Annotated in this window: 26 protein-coding genes; 12 read left to right on the top strand and 14 right to left on the bottom strand. The window is 37.2% G+C overall.

Annotation, left to right across the window (positions count from 1 at the left end; translation table 11 throughout):
* Positions 1-11: 11 nt before the first annotated feature.
* On the bottom strand, positions 12-350 hold the full coding sequence (locus AC4E8C_RS06300; RefSeq protein ID WP_490211137.1) for a DUF1878 family protein: 339 nt from the start codon (positions 348-350) through the stop codon (positions 12-14).
* Positions 351-608: 258 nt separating this feature from the next.
* Here AC4E8C_RS06300 and AC4E8C_RS06295 point away from each other — a divergent pair, with 258 nt between their 5' ends.
* Positions 609-788 carry a hypothetical protein gene (locus tag AC4E8C_RS06295; RefSeq protein ID WP_007084261.1) on the top strand — a complete coding sequence of 60 codons (180 nt, stop codon included), beginning with the start codon at positions 609-611 and terminating at the stop codon, positions 786-788.
* Between the two features lie 95 nt (positions 789-883).
* Here the strand turns inward: AC4E8C_RS06295 and AC4E8C_RS06290 are convergent, their stop codons facing one another.
* Positions 884-976 (bottom strand): YjcZ family sporulation protein, encoded by a 93-nt coding sequence (locus AC4E8C_RS06290; RefSeq protein ID WP_040204450.1) that lies wholly within the window; start codon positions 974-976, stop codon positions 884-886.
* Between the two features lie 37 nt (positions 977-1013).
* Positions 1014-1100, bottom strand: coding sequence for a YjcZ family sporulation protein (locus tag AC4E8C_RS06285; protein ID WP_160724698.1), 87 nt, complete (start codon positions 1098-1100; stop codon positions 1014-1016).
* Between the two features lie 217 nt (positions 1101-1317).
* Between AC4E8C_RS06285 and AC4E8C_RS06280 the strand changes: the two genes are divergently transcribed.
* The gene (locus AC4E8C_RS06280) at positions 1318-2193 is read left to right on the top strand and encodes a peptidylprolyl isomerase (RefSeq protein ID WP_490211135.1); all 876 of its coding nucleotides are present in this window, start codon (positions 1318-1320) and stop codon (positions 2191-2193) included.
* 100 nt (positions 2194-2293) lie between these two features.
* Here the strand turns inward: AC4E8C_RS06280 and AC4E8C_RS06275 are convergent, their stop codons facing one another.
* The 6 genes from AC4E8C_RS06275 to AC4E8C_RS06250 form a co-directional block, all read right to left on the bottom strand.
* A complete protein-coding gene (locus tag AC4E8C_RS06275) occupies positions 2294-2482 on the bottom strand; it encodes a sporulation YhaL family protein (RefSeq protein WP_490211133.1) in 189 nt (62 codons plus the stop codon).
* Positions 2483-2596: 114 nt separating this feature from the next.
* Positions 2597-3562 (bottom strand): 3'-5' exoribonuclease YhaM, encoded by a 966-nt coding sequence (yhaM, locus tag AC4E8C_RS06270; protein WP_490211131.1) that lies wholly within the window; start codon positions 3560-3562, stop codon positions 2597-2599.
* Positions 3563-3595: 33 nt separating this feature from the next.
* Positions 3596-6595 carry an ATP-binding protein gene (locus AC4E8C_RS06265; protein WP_490211129.1) on the bottom strand — a complete coding sequence of 1000 codons (3000 nt, stop codon included), beginning with the start codon at positions 6593-6595 and terminating at the stop codon, positions 3596-3598.
* Positions 6596-6615: 20 nt separating this feature from the next.
* The gene (locus AC4E8C_RS06260; protein WP_490211127.1) at positions 6616-7836 is read right to left on the bottom strand and encodes a metallophosphoesterase family protein; all 1221 of its coding nucleotides are present in this window, start codon (positions 7834-7836) and stop codon (positions 6616-6618) included.
* 177 nt (positions 7837-8013) lie between these two features.
* Positions 8014-9267 carry an ABC transporter permease gene (locus AC4E8C_RS06255; RefSeq protein WP_490211126.1) on the bottom strand — a complete coding sequence of 418 codons (1254 nt, stop codon included), beginning with the start codon at positions 9265-9267 and terminating at the stop codon, positions 8014-8016.
* Complete coding sequence (locus AC4E8C_RS06250) at positions 9260-10159, bottom strand: ABC transporter ATP-binding protein (protein WP_490211124.1); 900 nt, start codon at positions 10157-10159, stop codon at positions 9260-9262. Before AC4E8C_RS06250 ends, AC4E8C_RS06255 begins: the two co-directional genes overlap by 8 nt.
* Positions 10160-10281: 122 nt before the next feature.
* On the opposite strand from AC4E8C_RS06250, the gene AC4E8C_RS06245 reads away from it, so the two are divergent.
* Positions 10282-10467 carry a YhzD family protein gene (locus tag AC4E8C_RS06245; RefSeq protein WP_490211123.1) on the top strand — a complete coding sequence of 62 codons (186 nt, stop codon included), beginning with the start codon at positions 10282-10284 and terminating at the stop codon, positions 10465-10467.
* A gap of 31 nt (positions 10468-10498) precedes the next feature.
* Here AC4E8C_RS06245 and AC4E8C_RS06240 read toward each other — a convergent pair whose 3' ends face one another.
* The 4 genes from AC4E8C_RS06240 to AC4E8C_RS06225 form a co-directional block, all read right to left on the bottom strand.
* Positions 10499-11290, bottom strand: coding sequence for an enoyl-CoA hydratase (locus tag AC4E8C_RS06240; RefSeq protein WP_490211121.1), 792 nt, complete (start codon positions 11288-11290; stop codon positions 10499-10501).
* A 190-nt stretch (positions 11291-11480) separates the two neighbouring features.
* Positions 11481-13103, bottom strand: coding sequence for a long-chain fatty acid--CoA ligase (locus tag AC4E8C_RS06235; RefSeq protein WP_490211119.1), 1623 nt, complete (start codon positions 13101-13103; stop codon positions 11481-11483).
* Between the two features lie 473 nt (positions 13104-13576).
* Positions 13577-14446 carry a Cof-type HAD-IIB family hydrolase gene (locus AC4E8C_RS06230; RefSeq protein WP_490211117.1) on the bottom strand — a complete coding sequence of 290 codons (870 nt, stop codon included), beginning with the start codon at positions 14444-14446 and terminating at the stop codon, positions 13577-13579.
* Between the two features lie 158 nt (positions 14447-14604).
* Positions 14605-14952: a YlbF/YmcA family competence regulator gene (locus AC4E8C_RS06225; protein ID WP_490211116.1), complete on the bottom strand. Its 348-nt coding sequence runs from the start codon at positions 14950-14952 to the stop codon at positions 14605-14607.
* A gap of 171 nt (positions 14953-15123) precedes the next feature.
* Here AC4E8C_RS06225 and AC4E8C_RS06220 point away from each other — a divergent pair, with 171 nt between their 5' ends.
* The 8 genes from AC4E8C_RS06220 to AC4E8C_RS06185 all read left to right on the top strand — a co-directional run bounded on the left by AC4E8C_RS06220 (position 15124) and on the right by AC4E8C_RS06185 (position 22791).
* Entirely contained in the window at positions 15124-16479 is a 1356-nt protein-coding gene (locus tag AC4E8C_RS06220) for a YheC/YheD family endospore coat-associated protein (RefSeq protein ID WP_490211114.1), read from the top strand.
* 34 nt (positions 16480-16513) lie between these two features.
* Positions 16514-17617, top strand: a complete 1104-nt coding sequence (locus tag AC4E8C_RS06215) for a YheC/YheD family endospore coat-associated protein (RefSeq protein ID WP_490211113.1) — start codon at positions 16514-16516, stop codon at positions 17615-17617.
* On the top strand, positions 17595-18959 hold the full coding sequence (locus AC4E8C_RS06210; RefSeq protein WP_490211112.1) for a YheC/YheD family endospore coat-associated protein: 1365 nt from the start codon (positions 17595-17597) through the stop codon (positions 18957-18959). The genes AC4E8C_RS06215 and AC4E8C_RS06210 overlap by 23 nt, the downstream gene beginning before the upstream one ends.
* A complete protein-coding gene (locus AC4E8C_RS06205) occupies positions 18956-19999 on the top strand; it encodes a YheC/YheD family endospore coat-associated protein (protein WP_490211110.1) in 1044 nt (347 codons plus the stop codon). Before AC4E8C_RS06210 ends, AC4E8C_RS06205 begins: the two co-directional genes overlap by 4 nt.
* Before the next feature lie 77 nt (positions 20000-20076).
* Positions 20077-20286, top strand: a complete 210-nt coding sequence (locus tag AC4E8C_RS06200) for a YheE family protein (RefSeq protein WP_490211108.1) — start codon at positions 20077-20079, stop codon at positions 20284-20286.
* A gap of 90 nt (positions 20287-20376) precedes the next feature.
* Positions 20377-20562 carry a hypothetical protein gene (locus tag AC4E8C_RS06195; protein ID WP_490211106.1) on the top strand — a complete coding sequence of 62 codons (186 nt, stop codon included), beginning with the start codon at positions 20377-20379 and terminating at the stop codon, positions 20560-20562.
* Positions 20563-20680: 118 nt separating this feature from the next.
* Positions 20681-21583 carry a PucR family transcriptional regulator gene (locus AC4E8C_RS06190; RefSeq protein ID WP_490211104.1) on the top strand — a complete coding sequence of 301 codons (903 nt, stop codon included), beginning with the start codon at positions 20681-20683 and terminating at the stop codon, positions 21581-21583.
* A 107-nt stretch (positions 21584-21690) separates the two neighbouring features.
* Positions 21691-22791 (top strand): ABC transporter ATP-binding protein, encoded by a 1101-nt coding sequence (locus AC4E8C_RS06185; protein ID WP_490211102.1) that lies wholly within the window; start codon positions 21691-21693, stop codon positions 22789-22791.
* A 124-nt stretch (positions 22792-22915) separates the two neighbouring features.
* On the opposite strand, the gene AC4E8C_RS06180 is transcribed toward AC4E8C_RS06185, so the two are convergent.
* Positions 22916-23089 (bottom strand): hypothetical protein, encoded by a 174-nt coding sequence (locus AC4E8C_RS06180; protein ID WP_490211100.1) that lies wholly within the window; start codon positions 23087-23089, stop codon positions 22916-22918.
* A gap of 397 nt (positions 23090-23486) precedes the next feature.
* On the opposite strand from AC4E8C_RS06180, the gene AC4E8C_RS06175 reads away from it, so the two are divergent.
* Positions 23487-23690: an alpha/beta-type small acid-soluble spore protein gene (locus AC4E8C_RS06175; RefSeq protein ID WP_490211098.1), complete on the top strand. Its 204-nt coding sequence runs from the start codon at positions 23487-23489 to the stop codon at positions 23688-23690.
* Positions 23691-23749: the final 59 nt, after the last annotated feature.

Below are 23749 nucleotides of genomic sequence, written 5' to 3'. Positions count from 1 at the left end.
AAACATTTCCACTATAAGTGCTTTTTCATTTCTTGAAAAAGCGGTTCATACAGTTTCTGTTGCAAGCATGCCCTTACTACCTCTTCAGCCTTGAGCGTGTCGGGTAAAGCAGCCGATAATTCAACAAAAAGCGGATGGAAGTAGACATACCCTTCCGCTTTTTGTTCTTCTAATTTTTCACTTAATTTGTCACATAGATTATAAAACGTGTTTAACTCTTGCTCGGTTAACCCTTTTTCAATGATTAATTTATAGAATTCAAGATCCGGATTATTGATGAGCTTTACTAACAACTTATGATGAAATTCAAGAACATTAATCCTTTGGAGCAATAATGCATATTCATTCATATTATCGTCCTCTTTCCAACCATATACATACCTATGTTCATTATTCACCTTTTCAAGAGGCGGGTAAACCTTTTTAAACATTAATATTTTATATTTGCTGTTAGTTGATCTACCCGTATTTAGTCTAGAATCCTTCTATTCTTTCTGACTATCTTTTTTTTGCTTTATTTGATATCCTATAAAGAAAAGTGAATTTCCTGTTGAAATCAGTTGCTAAAAATGGATTTATCATAGTAAACATCAAGGAGGGAATCATTGATGATCTCCGTTTTTATTGTATTCGCTATTTTCATATTGTTTTATGTAAATAAAATGACCAACTCTCTTTGTATTCAAAAAGAAATTCCAGAGGAAAACCAGCACAAGGTGTTCCGAACGATTAATGTATTAATTACAATTTTACTGATATCATCCTATTTGGAAATTTTATATACATAATCCGAAGATGACATCAACAATTGGCTTGTAATGAACGTTAAAAATAATAAAAGCAAAGCGATGAGTTGTTCCTCATCGCTTTTGTTTGCCTTTTATTAATAAATCCAAGAAGCTCCAATGATAATCAACAGAATGAAAAGAACGACAACTAATGCAAATCCTCCACCGTAACCTGCGCCACCAGACATATATTTTTACCTCCTTCCATAATGTAGTGTTTAATCATTAATAAACCCAGGAAGCCCCAACAATAATTAATAGGATGAAAAGGACAACAATTAGAGCGAATCCTCCTCCATATCCTCCACTCATCGTAATACCTCCTTTTTAATTTGCTAAGATATACTATTCAACAAGGTTTCATTTCGTTTAGGCACATAACTTATTTTTTCTGGAAAAGTCTAAATTGCATTTTTTGAAATTTCTATAAACATTCAGCTTAATTTTTTGCAGCAGTGCGCATTTATGTTATAGTAAACATTGTGGACAAATACCCACAAGAATTTATTGATTTAGGAGAGATAACATCATGAAAAAATGGATATTGGCCCTCACAATGGCTGGCGGGGTTATTGCATTAAGTGCTTGTAATCAAGGCGGTTCTGATACAGTGGCAGAAAGTAAAGCTGGAAATGTAACAAAAGAAGAACTCTACAATAAGATGAAAGAAAATGTTGGAAACCAAGCCCTGCAACAGCTTGTATATGAAAAAGTATTATCCAAAAAGTACAAGGTAACCGACAAAGAGGTAGATGCAAAAGTTGCTGATTTAAAGGAACAGTTTGGTGCAAACTTTGAGGCTACTCTTGCTCAAAGTGGCTATGCAAGTGAATCTGATTTCAAGAAAACATTGAAGCTTCCCCTGATGCAAGAAAAAGCCGCTCTTAAAGAAGTAAAGGCAACAGACAAAGAAATGAAAGACTATTACGATGCATATCAGCCTAATATAAAAGCACGTCATATCCTTGTTGCAGATGAAGCAACAGCAAATGAAGTGAAGAAAAAGCTTGATGGCGGCGGTAAATTCGATGAAGTTGCAAAAGAATATTCTACCGATACAGCTTCGGCACAAAACGGCGGTGATTTGGGCACAATTAATAACGCGAATAAAGAACAATATGATAAGGATTTTTTAAAGGCAGCTTATGCATTAAAGGTTAATGAAATTAGTGCACCAGTAAAAACACAATTTGGCTATCATATTATTCAAGTAACGGAGAAAAAGGAGAAAAAGCCTTATAATGAAATGAAAGATGAAATTGAATATAAAGTAAAATCGTCAAAATTAACTAACGAGATTTTTAATAAAGCGATGCAGCGTGAACTTAAGGATGCAAACGTAAAAGTTAGTGATAAAGACTTAAAAGACGCTCTAAAACCAAAAACAACAGCAGCCCAACAATAATAAAAAGCGGAAGTGCCAAGGCACTTCCGCTTTTTATCATGAAAAATGACTTATAATCTGTTCGTTTCTCGACCACTCGGAAACGAACAGAGTGATATTGTTATTCCCCTGTCGCTTTGAGTTCTTCGCGTAATTCCTTCTCACGTTCAAGACGTTGTATATAGATTTCTCCCTCACGCTCAATGCTTTCCATTTCAACCTCTCGTTCCTCTCTGCCTGTCTTTATAGCCATTAGTGCACTAATGACAATTCCAACCACAACTGCATAAATCCAAATAGGTATCGTCAATGTCTGTTACTCCTCTCAATAGTGGTTGTCCACTTTTTATTAAAATTTATTCAATCTTGCCGAAAATATTCTTTTCTAAACAAAAAAAATAACCCTTTCGGGTTATTTGCCATATTATTTATGAAAAACTGGCTTATAAAAGGATCGATTATCTAATGCAAATACACGTTCAGTAAATTCACCAGGTTTTACTCTTTCTAATGCCCGATCAAGCATGTTCATTTTTGCATCAAGATTATCAATATAATGAAGGATTTCTGCTTCTTTAATTAATGGCGGTTTCGGACTGCCCCACTCCGCTTTTCCATGATGACTGAGAACAAGATGCTGGAGAATTAATACCTCTTCACTTGATATCCCAAGTTCTTCCGCGGCTTTACCTATTTCCGTAATCATTATGGTAATGTGTCCAAGTAAATTCCCCTCTAGCGTATAAACAGTTGATATCGGTCCCGACAATTCCATTACCTTACCCATATCATGTAAAATTACGCCAGCATAGAGTAAATCTTTATCAAGGCTAGGATATAAAGACGCAATCGCCTTGGCTAAATCAAGCATGCTCACAACATGATACGCAAGCCCTGAAACAAATTCATGATGATTTTTTGTAGCTGCTGGATATTCCAAAAATGCCTTTTGATGTTTTTTTATTAAATGGCGGGTAATCCTTTGGATATTTGGGTTTTTCATTTCAAATATATACTGGGTCATCTTACTGACCATTTCTTCTTGACTGATTGGTGCAGTCTCAAGAAAGTCATCTAAATGGACTCCATCCGTAGGATTAGACTTGCGAATTTGCCGGATTTTAAGTTGGCTTTTCCCACGATAATTTTGTAAATCCCCAAGAATTTTCACAATAGTTTGCGCGGTAAAATTCTTTTCTTCGTCAGGTCCTGCATCCCAAAGTTTCGCTTCAATTTCCCCACTCTTATCTTGTAGAACTAACGTTAAAAATGGTTTGCCATTACTAGCAATTCCTTTTGTTGAACTTTTTATAAGGAGATATAATTCAACCTGTTCTCCAATGTCATAATTTAGTACTCCTTTGCCCAACCGCTCCACGCTCCTTCCCATAATATGAGTATACCATATCCCATTATTACTCTATTAAATCATCTGGGCAGTATCTTTTTCCAGCAAAATCACATCTTCTGTCTCAAAATACTGAAGTAAATGGGAATGACAAGTAAAAAATAAAATTTGATTCTGCTCAAGACTCCTGAGCAATTTCAGCACACTTTGTGTTCTATTAGCATCAAAATTGACAAAGCTGTCATCAATGATAATGGGAAGCTGATATTCTTCATAAAGTGTGGTAGCCAAAGCCAGCCGAATGGAAACATATAATTGTTCCGTTGTTGCCTGGCTGAGTTCATTAGCTTCAAATACGGTGTGATCCTTACGCTCAACATGGAATCCCGTACCTGAATTCTGAAGATGGATCTTTTGATAGTTACCATTTGTAAGATATGACATATATTCTTCTGCTTTAGCAAGCAGCTTTGGTAAATGTATATTTTTATATTTATCAATTGTTTGCACCATAATTGCTTGAGCTAAACTAAAGACTGACCACTCTTTCGCTGCCTCCTCCAGCTCAAACTTTTTCTGCTTGAAACGATGGAGTATGTCGGAATACAATCCTCCCTCTTCAAGAACTTGCATTTCATATTGAATTGAAGCCAATTCAGCTTGAAACTGTTTCAATTTGACTTGCAGTTGGTCCCTTTTTAAGTTACATGCCTCGACTAATTCCTCATGATCATGAATTAATAAAAAGTTCTCCCTAACCTCTTCTGGAAGGATAGAGTACTGAAGTTGACTATGAAGCTGTGTAAGTCTGTCGAGCAGGGTGCTTCTTTTGGTAAATCTTTCTCCAAGCTCGTAGAATTGCTGCTCTCCGTCTGCCTGTGCAGCCTGTAAGAGCTTGGCATGTTCTAATTTTAAGTGATCTAATTCTTGTGTCTTTTGTTTAAGGTCCGCTTCCAGGTCAGCAAGCTTCTCCAGTCTTTCTTGACACTTAATCTGCTTTTCATGTTCTTCCTTAAGCATGTTCCGCAATAAGTAGGCTTTGTTTTGTAATTCCAGCCCTTTTTCTTGTAAAAAATGTTCCTCGTAAAATCTTAGCCCATCCTCTACATTACAGTGTTGTTGAGTGATTTGTTCCAGCCGTAAAGATATTTGTTTTATCTCTCGGTAAATAGACTTAGATTTCTCAATTAAGTCAAAAGCTTCATATAAAAAGGATGAAGCAATATATTCAGGTATCTTTAAGTCCTTGCCAAGGGAAGCGAGTCTTTCTTGATTTTGAGCTTCCTCAAGTTCCCATTCTTCAAATCTCGTTAGTACTTTTTCAAATTGATTCTGCTGTTGGTTTAGTTTTAGTCCCAATACGTGCAGGTCCTGCCGCCTTTGATTATCTAACAGTAACTGCTGCTCAAGCCCTGTCAAATCCTGATACTCTTCTGACTGAAGTTTTTGTTTTAATTGTTTTTCTTTTTCTATTAATTCCTTAAGTATTTGCTCTATGCCCGTTCCGTTATGTTGCCTATTACTTTTTGTCATAAAAATAGGAATGAGAATACAACAAAGAAGACCAATTCCTAACAATACCCACTGCTTTGTATAAAAACTATAAAGGATTAATCCAAGTAAAATTAATCCAACAAACAGCAGTTGAACGTTTTTTTGTTTCTTTATGTTTGTATTGGCAGCCTTCTCTCGTTTGTCTTCCTGTTGGTAAAATTCAATTTTGTCTTGTATTGCCTGTAAGTCTATTTTTAAACTCTTTCTACCCTGCCCGTCACCCAACTGCTCTTCTATTAGTTTCCTTTCCTGTTTACTAAGTACTTTGCCCTCGGCCACACGAACATCTTTCTCTATTTCCTCCAGAAGTTTTTTTTCTTCTTGATATCGTTCCTCTAACTCTTCCTTTACTTCCACAAGCTTATGTTTTTTTCGAGTGGCAATTTCCACCTGATTTTTCATATAAATATTCGTATTAATGGTAGAAATTTCTTCCTCATTCAAAGGTAAATGAAGCTTTTCCCTGGTAATTGCTAGCTTTTCTTCATATTCTGCCAGTTTCGTTTCACATTGTTGCTTTTCAAGTTTTAATTGTTCTATAAGCGGCACTTGTTCAAGTAATGTTAAGAGCTCAGGTTCCTTTTCAAGGTAAGCTAAATCTGGCTGAATTAAAGCTAATTCTTTTTTCATATGCATCATTCTATCAGTTATGCTAATAATCTCGGCATTGATAGGATGGATAAGTTCATTTAATTTTTCAATTCTTTCAATCCCTCGTACTGGAAAATTAATTTCCCCCAGTTCGTTTATCTCTTTTTGAACCCATCTTTCTTCCCTAACAATTGCTTCTATTCTTTTCCACTCATTTAATTTTTCTACTTTTTCACCGACTTCTTTTAATTTGTTATTGATTTGTGTGATTTCCTGATAGAGGGTCTGTTTCTTTTCAATTAAATTCTCATATTCTTTATTTTTAGCTGCTGCCTTTTTTAACTCTCCATTTAGTTCATGAAGCTCTACTAACTTTTCATTTAACACTGGTTTCTTTCCTGATGGTTTAAAGCGGGAATCTAACTCTTTTTGTAGAAAGGATTCAGCTTTAGCTAACTGTTCTGTACCCAAGGTTCCTGCAGAAAATAAAAACTTTCCTATTTCTTCACCTTTCATTTGATGAATATTCTGAAGTCCATGGATATTAAATGAAAATACGGCCTGAAATAAATTCTTATCAAAGTTTGCTACTAATTCTTTAAGGAGTTGCTCACCGCCAATGACGCCATTATCCAAAACCACCTTGACATCGCCAGCGGCTTTCCCCTTAACACGTTCAATGACAGCATATCCCAGCTCTTCATGATAGATTCTAATTTTACCGCCGTATTTAGTACTATGCTTTGGCTCATAGCGAAGCTCTGCTTGCTGTTTAGTTGGGAATCCAAATAAAATTCCGTGAATAAATGCCATGATTGTTGATTTTCCTGCTTCATTTTCACCATAGAAAACCTGGAAATCAGTAAGGTTGGCAATATTGACATTTTCTAATTGACCATAACCATATATGTGCAATTCTAATATTTTCAATCGAGATGTACTCCATTCATTTAAGATTGATAAAGTAATTCAATGAGTAGTTTTTCGGCTTTTTCGATTAAGTCTTCTTGGTCAGCTTCTGAAAGATGCGGTAAATACCTTCTCCCTAAATGATGCTCATATAAAGGTGCAAGGGCTTGATCTGCATCATGGAACTGGGCCGTCGTTTCAAAAAGCTCTCCATAAAAATTGGCTTCTGTTTTTAACTTTTCTTTATCAATCTCCATTTTTTCCGAGATGGTTATATCGATTAGCCAGACAAAAGATTCCTCATCCTTTTCATCTTCTAAGAGGAGTTCAAGTAATTCATGTTTTATACTTTTCTTTTCCATTTCATCAGATAAATGGATGTTTTTTAAGAATAGCGATAAGAGTGTTCCAGTATGACTTTTGCGGACAGTATTAATAGTGGTTTGGCACAAATAGAGGATATCATTTAGGCTGTTGGCAGTGGAAGCGTCAATGACTGCCTCTTCCCAGATGATATCTGATGCTTCTATATATTCCATCGCAGCATCATGATCTGTTAGAGTGACATAATAAAACCCTTTACTGCCCGACTCTTTCTTATTCCGCCCTTGAAGATTACCAGGATAAACAATGGGTGGGTTTTCTGACAATACTGTTCGTTTATGTATATGCCCCAATGCCCAATAATCAAAATCCTTTTGAAGTAAGTCTTTTACTAAAAAGGGAGCGTAATTGTCATGTTCTGTTCCTGAACTTTCATTTCCATGGAGGATACCAATATGAAAGTCCGCCCCTGCAGCCTTTTTATATTCATCTATTTTCCGCTCAAACACATGCCTTGTTCCATAGCTAAACCCATACAAATGGACTATTTCACCACTCTTTGTCTGAAGTTTCTTTGTTTCGACCTTACTGGAAAAAGTTTGGACATTCACAGGCATGTCAAGCTGGACCCACGACCCGTTTAAATGGTCATGATTTCCATGGACTAAATATACCGGTATATTATGTTCAGCAAGCCTCTGCATCTCTGTTCGAAATCGAGATTGAGCTCGCAGACTGCGATCCTCCCCATCATATAGGTCACCAGCTAAAATAACAAAATCGACTTGTCGCTCAATTGCTGCAGCTGTCAGCTTTTTTAGGGCAGTAAACGTACTGTCTTTCATCCTTCCAAAGACATTTGCAGGTAAGTGCTTTAATCCAACCATCGGGCTATCCAAATGAAGGTCTGCAGCATGAATAAACGATATTTTTTTCATAAAAAATTCCTTTCATTCCTTTTCTCTATTGTAGCATTTCCAAAAGACGAATGCACGTTCTGTTATTAAACGAAAGCCGCTATTTTTCTAGGCCGGCGTTAGTTGTTGAACTAAGTTAAGAGATTAATTCTTACAAATAAATAAGAGCTTCACCAGATGTGGTAAAGCTCTACTAGTTTATTTGTTTTTTGTTAACTGTAACGCTTGTTTAATATCTTTAAAGGAATTGGATTTCCCATACATTAAAACGCCGCCTCGATAAACGCGGGCACCAAATATGGCAAGAATTACTATGGTAGCTACAAGGATGCCAATACCCAATAATGCCTCCCAAGCAGGTATAGTCAACATTCCTACCCTTAAAAACATTATCATCGGTGTGAAGAAAGGGATATAGGAGGTAACGGTTATAAACGATGCGTCGGGTTTACCAAGACCGAACATCGCTATCATAAATCCCGCCACAACAAGTAATGTCATAGGGGTAATCATCTGCTGCACATCTTCTATTCGGCTGACAAGTGATCCTAAGAAGGCTGCAAGAGTTGCATAGAGAAAATAACCAAGAATAAAGAAAATAACTGCATAGACGATCGTCTCTACAGGAATATCGCCAAATCCATAAACTCCGAAAAACCCATCTTTTAAGGAATCCATATTCCTAGTAAACGAGTAGTATCCCACTAAAAGAAATGCGGCTAACTGAGTTAGACTTAATAAGCCAATTCCCAATATTTTTGCAAACATCTGCTTAATAGGTGACACGCTCGAAATTAAGATTTCCATAACCCTTGAGGACTTTTCGGTTGCCACTTCCATCGCAATCATATTAGCATACATAATAACAGCAAAATAGATGATAAATAACAAAACATAAACGAGACCTCTCGCCTGATTCAATTCTTCTTCTGTTTTCGCATTTTTTTCGAGTGCAGATTTCTCGAATGACACAGGTTCATAAAGCTTCTGTAATTGATCCGGGGTCAAATTAATCTGTGAAGCAGCCTGCATGGTTTTCACTTGTTGCAAGCCTGTTTGAAGATCAGTAAATAGGGTAGAGTCTGCGATACTCATCGCCTTATAGGTAGCTTCAGGTAAATTTTCATCATTTAAACGTAAGAGAATCAGCCCTTTGTATTCACCTTTTTCAATTGCCTTTTCTGCTTCCTTATCGCTGCCCTTATAAAGCGTCAATTTAAGCTCCTTGTTTATCGAAGTAACTTGCTGTTTTAAAGGCTCATAAAGCTGCCCGGATTCATCCAATACAGCCACATTATCAATTCCGCCATCCTTATCAAATAGATCAATGATTTTATTAATATTTGTTAGTGCTAATACAATGACCACCGTTAACAGTGTCGTAATAAGAAAGGACTTACTTTTTAATTTGTTTAAATAGGTATGCAACAAGATGATCCAGAAACTATTCATAAGAATTACCTACTTTCTCGATAAAAATATCATTTAAAGAAGGCTCTTCAAGGGCAAATTTTCTAATAAACCCTTTATCCACAATATTTTTAAGGATTTTTTCTGCAATATATTCTCCCTCAATCTGCAGTTGAATTCCTTCCATTGTCAGTTTTGACTTAACAACACCTGGAAAGTTTGTCAGTGATTCTAAGGAAAAATCGGCATGGACAACGAGGTTTTTCCGGCCGAACTCATGCTTAATCTCTTTTAACGAACCTTGCACCACCGGTCTTCCTTTATGTAATATACATAAGTGCTCGCACATCTCCTCGACATGCTCCATCCGATGACTCGAAAATACGATGGTTGCTCCATTTTCCTTAAGGGCTAGGACAGCTTCCTTTAGCATCTCTACATTAACAGGATCAAGACCGCTAAAAGGCTCATCAAGTATTAATAGCTTAGGTTTATGTACTACAGCCGCGATAAATTGAATTTTTTGCTGATTTCCTTTGGACAGCTCTTCCACCTTTTTATTCTCATACTCTGGAATCTTAAAACGCTCCAGCCATGATCTTAGTTCCACCAATGCCTCGCCCTTTTGCATTCCTCGCAATCTAGCTAAATAGACAATTTGATCACGAACCTTTAATTTGGGATACAAACCTCGTTCCTCAGGGAGATAACCAACAAGATTACTTGTGGAATAATTAATCGGTTTATCATCCCAGCTAATTTTCCCAGCCGTACTATCAAGTAACCCTAATATCATCCGAAATGTAGTCGTTTTCCCTGCACCGTTTGCTCCTAAGAAACCAAACATTTCCTTTTCAGGAATGGTTAATGATAAATCATCAACCGCTGTGAATTGCCCAAAACGTTTAGTGACATGTTCCAGTTTAAGAACCATTTCACACACTCCTTTCCTCTATATATACGAATATACCATAATATGGTTTCACTTTATTTTTGCACAATTTAATGAATTATGTGAAAATAGTAGTATCAATCTTTCATATGAGGTGGATAAAGATGAAAACTTATAAATTGACTGCCTTTGAGGTTAATGGTGAGAAGATACTAGACGAAAGTTTTCAAGCAGAGAATGACGATGCAGCAAAGAAACAAGGTGAGCAACTCTTAACTGAGAAAAATCTATTAGAAAAGACACATCGCTGCACGTCTCCAAGTGGTAAGCTATTGCTTTTTCATTCTTAACAAAAACAAAGAAGCCGGCGGCTTCTTTGTTTTATTTTCCAATAAAAATCGGTCTTCTTTTTTCAATAAAGGCATTAATGCCTTCCTGATGATCATGTGTTTCGCGCATTTTTTGCTGTCCGTATTTTTCCAGCTCCAATATTTTTAATAATTGGGGACGATTTTTTTCTGCCATAATTTTTTTCGTCTTGATCATAGCCTGAACAGGACGTTTTAACCAATCAGATATCCTGGTCTCTAAGGCTTCCTGAAGATCACCTTCGGCTATTTCTTGTATTAACCCAAGCGATAACGCTTCCTCTGAACTTAACATTTTACCATCCCAAATGACTTGCTTCGCTTTCGTCTCACCTAACCTTTTTTCTAAAAAGAAGTGGGCACCGCCATCAGGAATCAAGCCAATACCAATAAAATTCATGGCTAATTTGCTGGTTTTGTCGGCTATAATATAGTCTGTTGCCAAAGCAAGGCTAAAGCCCAAGCCGGCAGCAGCGCCTGTAACTGCACTAATGGTTAATTTCGGAATGCTATAAAGAGTGATAATTAATTCACTAATGCAGTCCATTACAGGGAAGAAATCGCTTCCATCCATGTTCGACAGCATGGTTTTAATATCTCCGCCTGCAGAGAAGGCTTTACCTTTACCTGTTAACACCAAAATATCAATATCATCGGACTCGCTAATTTCTTTTAGTTTGCAAACAAGCCCTTTAATGACATCAATATCCATTGCATTTAAGCTTTCAGGACGATTCATTTCAATTGTTGCCACTCGCCCATTTACTCGTAAATTCACTTTATCAGTTACGTAATTCATTGACATGGGATATCCCCTCCCTTTGGTTCATTCATTACCATTATATATAAAAATGTTCTGAATAAAAACAAGCTTTTTCAATATATTGAATTTTCTTTAGAAAGGTAGAGATGCGCTGTAGCTGGACATTTCTAAGGTAAAGACTTAAATTTATAATGAACCACAAAGGGGACAAAGGAATGCCCCCTTGTCCAGATTAATTAATTTTTCCAAGAACTTCTCTTTGGACTTGGTCACGAAGCGTCATCTTAAGGAATTTACCGACGGATGTCTTTGGAATTTCATCTAAAAATAAAATATCATCAGGAATCCACCATTTTGCAAATTGCGGCTGTAAGAAGTTAAGTAAATCCTCTTTCAATATCGTTCCTTTATAGGAATCTTTTAAAACCACACATGCAATGGGCCGTTCTTGCCACTTTTCGTGTGGCACAGCTACTACCGCCGCTTCAAATACAGCCTCATGAGCCATTAAGGCATTCTCCAAATCTACTGATGATATCCATTCACCGCCACTTTTGATTAAATCCTTTGTACGGTCAACAATTTTTACAAATCCCTCTTCATCAATCGTAACCACATCACCCGTATGAAGCCAGCCATCGGAAAATGCTTCCTTTGTCCGTTCATCTTGATAATATTCTGACGCAATCCAGGGTCCGCGAATGCACAGCTCACCCATTTCTTTACCATCCCAAGCGACCTCACCCTCTTTACCAACGATCTTTATTTCTAAACATGGAACAAGGGTTCCTTGTTTTGCCCGGATGTCTAGTCTCTCCTCATAATCTAATTCTTCCTGATAGCTTTTAAGAGTTGAAATGACTGCAAGCGGGCTTGTCTCTGTCATTCCATATGCATGCATAAATGGAATGTTATGACGTTGTTCATAAGCTTTAATCATTCCTTTTGGTGCGGCTGAGCCTCCGCATAGAACCCCTCTTAAACTGCTCATATCGTAAGATCCTTCATCGAGTTCTTTTAATAGGCCCAGCCAAATGGTTGGAACTCCAGCCGTAATGGTTACTCTTTCCTGCTCAATTAGTTCAGCTATCAATTTCGGCGTAAAATATGGTCCAGGTAACACTAGTGACGTTCCAAACCAGACCGCAGTAAATGGCATCCCCCAGGCATTAGCATGGAACATCGGAACAACAGGAAGGGCGATGTCCCTTTCACTTATAGCTGCACTGTCAGCTAGTCCAAGTGCCATACTATGGAGAACAATCCCGCGGTGGGAATACACTACACCCTTTGGGTTACCGGTGGTTGCAGAAGTGTAACACATTCCGGCCGGGTCATTTTCCTTAATATTGTCAGGATATTGATATTTCGAATTTGCCTCTTCTAATAGTTTTTCATAATGATAGACAGGAGATAAAGTGGTTTCAGGTAATTCCTTTTCATCTGTCATAATGACAAAGGCCTTAACGGTTTTTAATTCAGCGGCGCAAGTTTCGAGCAATGGCAGGATGTCAGAATCAACAAGGAGTACCTGGTCTTCGGCATGATTAATAATGTAGGATATGTGCTGTGGTGACAATCGGATATTAATGGTGTGCAATACTGCACCCATGCAGGGAATAGCAAAATATGCTTCTAGATGGCGGTGATGATTCCAGGCTAATGTTCCCACCCTCTCCCCTTTAGTAACTCCTAGTTTCGTAAGACTATCAGCAAGTCTCCTTGTTCTTTCAGCAATTTGTTTATAAGTAAATCTTTGGATGCCGCTTGCCGTCCTGGATACAACTTGTTTCTTTGAAAAATACTTCTCTGCCCGATTAATCATTTGTGTCATTGTTAAAGGTGTTTGCATCATAGCTATTACTCCCCTCCAATATTGAGAACGTTTTAACTCCCCCTTAAATTTCTATGGGGTAATCACAGTAATTATTCGACATCTCGAATATATAATCCTTTATACAGAACAAGAACAAATGCGCAAGCGCCCGGTTAGCGGCGTATGGCCTGGAGCAAATCGACTGAGATAAGGTGAAACTTCAATTAGCGAACGTTTTTCTCCGCTGATTGTTAGTTGAACCAATCGGGTTCTTACGGGCAGTTGAGAATCTACTGCCCGTTAAACGCGATAAAGGAAACACGAAGAGCGTCAGCGATTCGATGTTGACTTATCGTAGGGAGATGGGCGAAGGACACTAGCCGCTGGGCGCTGGAGCTGGACTAGTCTCAACCAGTAAAAAGTTATCCACAACTCTTCAAATCTTTAATTTACTAGACCATAAAAAAATTCCCCCGCTTTTATAAAGCAGGAGAACTTTTTTTCGTTGTTCATTAACTTTTTATAATTTTCATCTTTCGCAAAAACTCAATAGGCTGTTGTTTGCGAAAATGTTCCTTTACCATGTAAGCCACACCGTGTTCGTTTTCCGATCTTGTTACCCAGTCAGAGGCTCGTTTCACCTCAAAACCAGCATTCCACATTGAAACCCCCAGACCAACTGCTTCGATCAGTGGGACATCATCAAGACCATCGCCAATATAAACCATTTCCGCTCTATGGATACCTAATTGTTTACCTAAGTAGGACAATCCCGCTAACTTAGAGACACCACTAGGAACTATATCAAGCCTTAAAGAATCTAATTGAATGACATCAATCTCATTAAACATTTTACTTAACGCTTTCTTTGCATCAATTACATCACTTTCCTCTTCAAAATAAACTTCAATTTTAGGTGGTGTTAATGGCTGATCATGTAAATATTCACTTAATGACGTAACAAATTGTTGAGAATAGAAAACTGGATCACCAGAGGTAAAAATAGTTTTTGAGAGTAGTTGATTATTTAGCTTTAACTTATTTGCTAGTGAAAATTGTTCATGGACGAGGCGGATTTGACAAGGTAACCCCTCTAAGAAGCTGACAGTGTCATAGGTAATATCCTCACTAATCCTTGCAACATATATAGGCTTTTCCTCAGCCCCTGCAATATAGGCCCCTTGATGGGTGATAAGCGGCATTTTTATTTTTAAGGCCTTAGCGACTTTTCGTGCTGATGGGTAGCTTCGCGATGTGACAAGCGTGACATATATTCCTTTTTGCTGGACATATTCAATCGCCTCTTTTGTTGACTTATGAATTTTCCCATTCGATTGAAGAAGCGTTCCATCAATATTTAACGCAAGCAAGCGATAAATCATTATGTTGCCCCCTGTTCTTGGTGAAATAACCTTTATATCACTTTTATGAGTTTCCACGCATGAATAGAACAGTCTGAATAAAACTCATCGATTGCATGTCACAATGCAGACAAAGAAAATGCCTCCGGTATTGAACCGAAGGCGCTGCAAAATGGGAATTACATGTTTCCGTATAAATCCTCTAATGGTTTCATAATGACCTTGTTTAATTCACCAATGATCATGCTCATCCGTTGTTCTGCTTCCATAAGTTGTGAGATTTTTGAGTTTTGTTGGACAAGACCAACGGTTGCTTGAGCTTGCTGGATTTCTTGTTCAGAAATGTCTTGGCCCATCATCTGTTTTTGTTGTAAGTTCATTTGAATCTCACGAAATTGTTCAAACATTTGTTTAGCCTGAGGGTCAGCATTAACTTGGTTATACGCTTGGTTTAATTGAATATACTCAGCGCTTTGGCGAATAGCTGTTTCTAGGGCATATGCGGAATCGTATAAATTAACTGCCATAATTGGTTCACTCCTTTTTTAGTAAACAATTCTTAACAACTATACCAAACTATTCAGTTAAATGCGAGAATGTTCAAATCACCATCCTAGAGGTTTCACATACATTACTTATATCAACTAATGCCCATATGAGCTCATCAATTCTTAAAACTATGCAAATGAGGAGTGTGTATGTCATATTCGTTAACCCAGATTATGATTGTTCCTAAAAATCTAAAATCTAAAGATGATTCCATTCAAATGTCCCCCCAGTTGTTTTCCCATTTACAATTGGAAAGGAGCAGGGAATTAACTATTACAATCGGAAAAAAGTCAATAAAAACAAACATCCAAACAGCCAATCCGCCTACTAATAATGAAATTTATTTTCCTGCAGAAATACTAGAATCTTGTGATTTGCCAATTCAATCCTATAATTTTCAGGCCATTTATCTGCCAGATACTCATACATTGAAACTTGGTCCTGTAATTGGCTTACTAACTGATATTAATCTTAAGAAAAATGGTGAACCCCACTTTTGTTCCATTCATTTATTTTGTGAGGAATTACATCATTGGGTAACTAAAAATGGGGGCTTTTTTTATGTATTTTCGTACGATCAATTCCCCAGCCTGGGATATTATTACAAGGATGGAAAATGGACTTCAGGGAAACTTCCAATCCCCGATGTCATTTATAACCGAATTCATTCAAGAAAACTGGAACATAAGCAGCCCTTTAAAGATTTCAGAGAAAAACTTAATCAATTAATGATTCCCTTTTTTAATGACCGTTTTCTTTCTAAATGGGATGTATATGAGCAATTACAAACTGAGGACCACCTTTTTTCATATATTCCCGAGACCAAACTATTTTCAAAAGATCATTTTCGAGAATTCATCAAAAAAAACAACTCAGTTTTTATAAAGCCTATTCATGGCAGTCAAGGGAGAAATATTATCAAAGTAACTCAAGAAATTGGAAGTCTTTACTCGTTTCAAACCTCGTTACCAGGCTTGCCCTCAAATGGTGATAAAAAATATTCGTTTTCTGAAATCGAACAACAAATCATCCCGCTGGTCCGAAACCAAATATATATCATTCAGCAAGGAATTGACCTAGTATCCCAAGATTCTTGCCCCATTGACTTCAGAGTATTAGTTCATCAGAATGTAAACAATCAATGGGTAGTAACCTCAACTGTAGCAAGAATTGGGTCTGATCAAGAATTTGTCTCCAATTTGGCAAGAGGCGGAACAATGACAAAACCATTGGATGCTTTACGGATTAGTATGAATCACATAAAAGCTTTGGAAATACTTCGGCTTATCAAAGAATTGGCCCTTGAAACTGCCCTGGTAATCAGCAAGCAATCAGGAGGTATTATGGGTGAGCTTGGTATTGACATTGGTGTCGACTCGAATGGAAAACCATGGTTAATTGAAGTAAACTCGAAACCTTCGAAAAAATTTGAAGATGGGTCAGGTAAAATAAGACCATCTACTAAAGCAATCATTCAATTTTGTACGAAACTTGCTTTTGACTAGAGAGCTTACCTTCCCATATATAGGAGGACCTAAGTTGATTATATTTGGAATTATGACGTTAAACATGGATTGTGAACTGACCTATGTTAACGAGATATCCGTTCAAGCAGAATCTTGCGGGATGCAGGTTTTTAGATTTATTCCCTCAGATATTAATCCAACTACACTGACAGTTAAAGGCAGGAAATTTGAACCGAGCACTACATCCTGGATGGAATGTGAATTACCAATCCCATCCCTCATTTATGACCGCTGTTTTTATGGAGATGATGAACATTCAAAACAATGCATGCCCATCGTTTCTTGGTTAAAGAGCAGACAAGATATTTCTTTTTTAGGCTACGGACTGCCTAATAAACTCGAATTATATAACGCCATTAAAAACACACCATTATCTTCCTACTTACCTCCAACACTGTCAGTTTCAGATCCAGGTATTGTTTTAGATGAATTAGCTGAAAAGAAAAAAATTATTCTAAAGCCGATCAACGGTTCACAGGGATACGGAATTTATTACATTCAAAAAAATGAGAGAACCTTTCATGTCAAAACCGAAAAACAAAAAAAGATTATTTCACGAATTTTCCCTAATGAATCGAAACTAATTCAATGGCTTCAATCATTATTAAAACAACGCGCCTATCTGTTACAGCCATACCTTGAATTATCCAATCAGGAGCGGCAGCCTTTTGATATTAGAATCCTTTTGCAAAAAAACGACCATGGCATTTGGGGAGAACGCGGAAAAGGGATTCGGATTGGCAGTACCGGTGGAATCCTCTCAAACTTAAGTGCGGGTGGTTCGGCCCTCACCTTTTCAGATTGGCTTTCATCCTTACGTCCGACAATGGGGGAATTTATTTGCCAAGAATTAGATTTTATTCTTACCATTCTCCCCACTACTCTTGAAAATGAATTTATGCCCTTATTTGAAATTGGTGTCGATATTGGTATTGCAAAAAATGGGTCCATTTGGATATTAGATATTAATTCTAAACCAGGGAGAAAAGTTTTGTTACAGACCCAGCCTGAACTGCAGGAAACTCTTTACCTTGCCCCTCTCCTTTATGGCAAATACCTTTCACAGATTAATCCAAATGAAAGGAAGAAATATTATGAGAAAACATTATCACATTGAAATTGCACAAAATGATCAATGCATTGTATTCTGCCCTCCTGCACTTATTCGTGACAATCAGATAAAAAAGATTGCTTTTGGCTCAAAATCAATGGAAGTTGAGTTTCTCCCCCACCCTGATCGGATTGACCAAATCGTTATTAGCAGGAATATACAGGAAGGGATTCAATTCCCTCATTTTAAAGTGCCACTTCATGCCTTTTTAGAAGGAGAAATTCTCTATATTGGACCATTGGTTGGAATTTTCACAGCAGGCTTCACATCAATATCCCAACAGCCGATGGGGGAACGAACATTGTTTTTTTCTAAACTGCTTTCCGTTAATAACTCCGTAGGAGCCTTAGCCTTTGTATTCGGGGAGCCGCATATTAATTGGGAACAAGGCTTAATTGAAGGATATTTTTATTATAATCATGCTTGGCATAGTGTGGAGGTTCCATTTCCAAATGTGATTTACGACCGCCTGCCAAATCGTAAAAGTGAAGAAAATCCAAAATTAATTAAGGTCCGAGATCGCCTGCAAAAGGAATATCTAATTCCTTGGTATAATCCTGGTTTTTTTAATAAACTTGATATTTACGAAAGGCTGCAAAACGAGGCTGCTGTTACGCAATACTTACCTGAGACGCATCCGTTTACGTCCTTTTCCTTACTTGAAATAATGCTCTCCACGTATGGACATATTTTTATTAAGCCTAAAAACGGCAGCTTAGGACTGGGTGTTCATCAAATAATATACGACAAATACAAAGACCAATATTATTGCCGCTTTCAAGATAAGGATGGAGTCAATCGCTTACGAAGATATTCAAGCATTGAGCAATTAGTTAATTCCGTGTTTGTGGACCAATCACTAGAAAAAATGCTCGTACAGCAAGGGATTCACTTGCTAAGACAAAACACTCGTCCGATTGATTTTCGGGTCCATACTAATAAGGATGAATTTGGAAAATGGCATGTCACAGCCATTGCCGCTAAAATTGCCGGTCCTGGCAGTGTTACTACCCATGCTCGCAGTGGTGGGGATATTAAAACAATCGCTGAAATCTTTCCTAAAGAAGAATGCGAATTGTATATGGAAAAACTGAGTGATGCTGCGCTGCTTTTAAGTTCAGCACTTGATCAAAATGTTGAGGGGATTATTGGGGAAATTGGCTTTGATTTGGGGATTGATCGAAATGGAGATGTTTGGCTTTTTGAAGCAAATTCTAAGCCCGGAAGGTCTATTTTCAGTCATCCAGAATTAAAAGCATTTGATTTATTAACTTGCAAATTATCGATAGCATTTGCCATCTTCCTTACCGAGCAATCGTTATTACATCCAGAGGAATTATTTAAATGAAAAAGCGTGAAACAGGTCCACTAGTTGGCATCTTGACGGCCCGAAAAGCAAATGGATCCATAGCTGGGAATGGTCAGTTATTTATTGAGCTGCAAAAAAAGCTTATTTCTCATAATGGAATAAGCTTTGTCTTTATTTCAGAAGAAGTGGAGGAAGACTTTATCATTGGCTACACTTTTTCACTGGAAAATAACCAGTGGAAAAAAGCGATATTTCCCTATCCTGACATTGTCTATAATCGAATTCCTTTTCGAAAGTCAGAAAAAGAGGAAACATGCCAGCGTCTTTTTTTAAATTTACAAGAGAGAAAAATTCCCTATTTTAACCCTTGTTTTATAGATAAATATGAACTTTTTCTCTTACTTAAAAAACATGCTCAACTCCAACATTATTTGCCTCAGACACTCCTCGTGCAAGATCAGAATGAATTGTTCTCCTTTTTGCAAAAGTATTCGTTGATTTATTTGAAACCCAGACATGCTTCAAAGGGTAATGGAATTGTACGTTTACAATTAATGGACACTATGTTCATTCGCCTTGAAGGTATTAATCGGCATGAAAGGTACGATTCTTTTGCTCAGTTTTGGGAAGTCTGGAACAAAGTATTAATAGAAAAACAGTATCTAGCACAGGAGGATATAAAGTCAGCATTATATGAGGGGAACCGTTTTGACTTTCGAATCATCGCTCATGCTGATCAAGATGATTATGTCCTTACAGGGGTAGGCATTAGACAATCTCAAAATCAGCAAGTCACCACTCATATTCCAGCTGGCGGCAGACTGCTCCCCTATGAACTTTTACAAACGAGTGAACATGACCAGTTCATTCAAACAATTGTCCCTCTTATTGGTAAAGCCCTATCACAGGAGCTTGGATATTTTGGTGAATTTTCCATCGATGCTGGGGTTAGCAGTTCAGGTAAATATTATATATATGAAGTAAATTCCAAGCCGATGAGTTTTGATGAAACCGAAATTGAAGAACGAAAAATAGTCCACCTTTGTCGTCTATTTATGCAACTTATTAATCAGAATTAACAAAATTTTTATTTAAATATTCTCCTATTCAAGGTAAGCTGTAGGTATACAGATTGTCTTCAAGGAGGATGGTTTTTATGCTGATGCATTTCCAATTCAAACCGCTATATTCAAATAAAAGCATTCCAGGTTGGAACTTTTCATTTTATTATAATAAACAAAGGTTTACAGGGATTTACCACCAGACAGGAAGAATAGAATGGACAACAGTTCAACCAAAACAAGAAGCGATTGAGACGCTTACCAGCCAAATTCATGAACTAATGCTCTTTCACGTATATGATTAATCTGATAAACATCCTTAAGGTGAATGAAATCTCGTTTCTTTCCACAATATAATTAACAAAGCTATTAACTAGCGAAAGGGATGTTTCGTAGTGGAAAAGAGAAAGAACACAAATGATGCCTCTGTATATGAAGGAAGAGATAAGGCTTATATGGATGTAGATCGAATGATAAATGAAGGCTTGTCGGGTGGTTCTGTACATTCACGTCAAGATAGCACAAATATTGAGGAAGCCCGTGACCTTACTGAAGAACAACCTCCAATAGTCCATGATTAATTTTAGTAACTGGCTAAGCCAAAATAGGCTTAGCCTTTATCATTTATGCCCGCCTGCTTTACTATTGGTATAATAGAAACAAAACTGTAAAAAAATTTTAAAAGATAAGGACAACGTTATGTTAAAAAATTTACTATCAATATATGAGAATGCGACTTTGCTAACCTCAAGACCCGAGAATCCTTCCGAACCTCTTTTTTACTTTTGGAGTGAGTCTGAGCATGTTGGAATTGGAATACCTAAAACCGAAATAAGTGATAAGGAAGTTAATCTTCTTAAGACTCTTTATACATTCTTAGAGTTTCAATTAACCACACTCTCTCCTGCAGCAAATGAATGGTATGATTTTTTATTTCTAGAAGGTCATCTCCCAACTCATTATTCTGGGACAAATTTACGATTTATCCAATTCCACATTCAGGGTGTTCCTGCCAATCAAACGGAAATTGAATTTGCTTTAAAAGGTTTTTTTACGGAAGATGTTTATATTGTTTGGGAAAGCGAAACCCAGGGGATAGTGATAGAGGAAATGAAACAGATTTCACTTTTAGAGGAAGAATTAATCTCGATGACAGAAACAGTTGAAAGCGACTTTTATGTAAAAATTACTTTCTTTATTGGGAAACCACATCCATTTTCAGATCAGCTGCGTGCTACTTTTCAGCAGGAAAAAGAATACTTTTTATTTGCTCTTAATAACCTAAGCACCCCTAATATTTTCACTTTTGAACGAATCTTCCCAGCCTATTTAGCACATCGTTTACCGGTTGATTTAAAACAAAAGGCCACCCAGGAAATAGTCGACGTATTTATTGAAGATCCAGAATTGTTTTCAACAATTAAGTTTTTTTTAGAAAATAATTTAAATGCAAGTTTGACGGCAAAAAAGTTGTATATCCATCGGAATACCCTCCAATATCGCATTGATAAATTCACCGAGAAAACTGGAATTGGACTAAAAGATTTTTATGGGGCATTTACTGTCTTTCTGACTTGTCTCCTTTTTGAAAAGAAAATGTGACAACCTGCCCAAAAAAGCGTTTTCAAACTTTGTGCAACCTGTCTATTTAGATTTTTGTCCTATCCCTGTAAACTTAATGTATAAGTGAGAACAGGGAGGAATTACTAATGGCAGAATTAAAATTGGACCATATTTTTAAAATCTATGACAATAAAGTAACGGCCGTACAGGATTTTAACTTACACATTGAAGATAAAGAGTTTATCGTATTTGTTGGCCCATCTGGATGTGGAAAGTCCACAACTCTTCGAATGATTGCAGGTCTTGAAGACATTTCAAAAGGTGATTTTTACATTGATGGAAAAAGAGTTAATGATGTAGCACCGAAAGACCGTGATATTGCCATGGTTTTCCAAAACTATGCTCTTTATCCGCACATGACTGTGTATGATAATATGGCTTTCGGATTGAAACTGCGTAAATTCCCTAAAGACGAAATTGATCGCCGTGTAAATGATGCAGCAAAAATTCTTGGACTAGAAGCTTACTTAACTCGTAAACCAAAAGCATTATCAGGCGGTCAACGGCAACGTGTTGCATTAGGACGCGCTATTGTCCGTGATGCTAAGGTTTTCTTAATGGATGAACCATTATCAAACCTTGATGCGAAGCTGCGTGTTCAAATGCGTGCAGAGATTGCTAAATTACACCGCCGCTTAGATACAACAACCATTTATGTAACGCACGACCAAACCGAGGCTATGACAATGGCGTCACGGTTAGTTGTTATGAAGGATGGTGTGATCCAGCAAGTTGGAACACCAAAAGAAGTATACGAAAGACCTGAAAATGTTTTTGTTGGCGGCTTTATCGGTTCACCAGCAATGAACTTCTTTAATGGGAAACTAGAAGATGGGAAATTTGTGATCGGAAAAACTTCACTTGCCGTTCCAGAAGGAAAAATGAAGTTCCTTCGTGACCAAGGTTATGTTGGCAAACCAATTATTCTTGGAACTCGCCCTGAAGACATACATGATGAGCCTGTTTTCATTGATGCATCAACTGGAACATCTATTAAAGCAAATGTCGATGTTGCCGAATTAACAGGTGCAGAATTGATGATTTATTCTTCAATTGATGAACAAGACTTTGTTGCCCGCGTAGATTCACGCGGAGATATCCATCCTGGAGATACAATCGAATTAGCAATCGATATGAACAAAGCACACTTCTTTGACGTTGATAGCGAATTAAGAATTCGTCCTTAGAGTAAAGAAAAGCGGAAGCGCCCTGGTCAGCGGCGTATGCCTAGAGCCGGGCAATTCTCAAAGTCAAAACTTATTTATTCTTATAATAAAAAATAGATAACAATAAGCCCCGAATAAACGGGGCTTATTCTTTCACAAAAATTATCTCGTCCTTTTGACAAGATGGACATTGATATAAATGCGGACATTTATGACCTGAATTTGTATCAGGATACCCATCCTCCATTTTCATTAAATCGATTTCCATATAGGCACTGTAATCATCAAAAAAATCGATTAACCTGCCGCTTTCCTTCATAGATTCCCCACAATTTGCGCACAATAAGTAAACTTCCCTTAGTCCATTACAGACAGGACATATGGTCATATCTTTCACCCTTTTGTTTGTTAGATGTTCTTAGTTTGCGTTAACTTACAAGCCCTATGTAAAGTAATAAATTACCAAATAGTTTTTGAATATAACCTCAAAAATTAATCATAATAAAGATTACAAAGCAACAATTACACCGATGGATGAAACCTTTAAGGGTAGTAACCGGTGCAACTCCGGATCATCCAACCAACTACTATAAAGCATCTCCAATTTTTAAAAACTTATCAAGCAGCATTGATAATATGGGTTAGGCCAAGGTGGCAATCATATGGTTCAATTCCATACTGACCCAAAAAATTATTAAGAGGAGTGTTATTCAACTATGGCAAGTAACAACAACTCTAATCAACTTTTAGTACCAGGCGTCGAGCAAGCTCTTAATCAAATGAAGCAAGAAATCGCTCAAGAATTTGGTGTAAACCTTGGTGCAGACACTACTTCACGTGCTAACGGTTCTGTAGGTGGAGAAATTACAAAACGTCTTGTATCAATGGCACAATCTCAACTTAGCGGTTTCCAACGCTAATTTTTAACAAACCTTATTGTACAAATTAATAATATGGCTAAGCCCCCTCCTTTAATGGA

The sequence above is a fragment of the Neobacillus sp. SRL179 genome (genome assembly GCF_984799095.1).
Note: the sequence above shows the minus strand (reverse complement) of the source record. Positions and strands in the feature narration are given on the sequence as shown.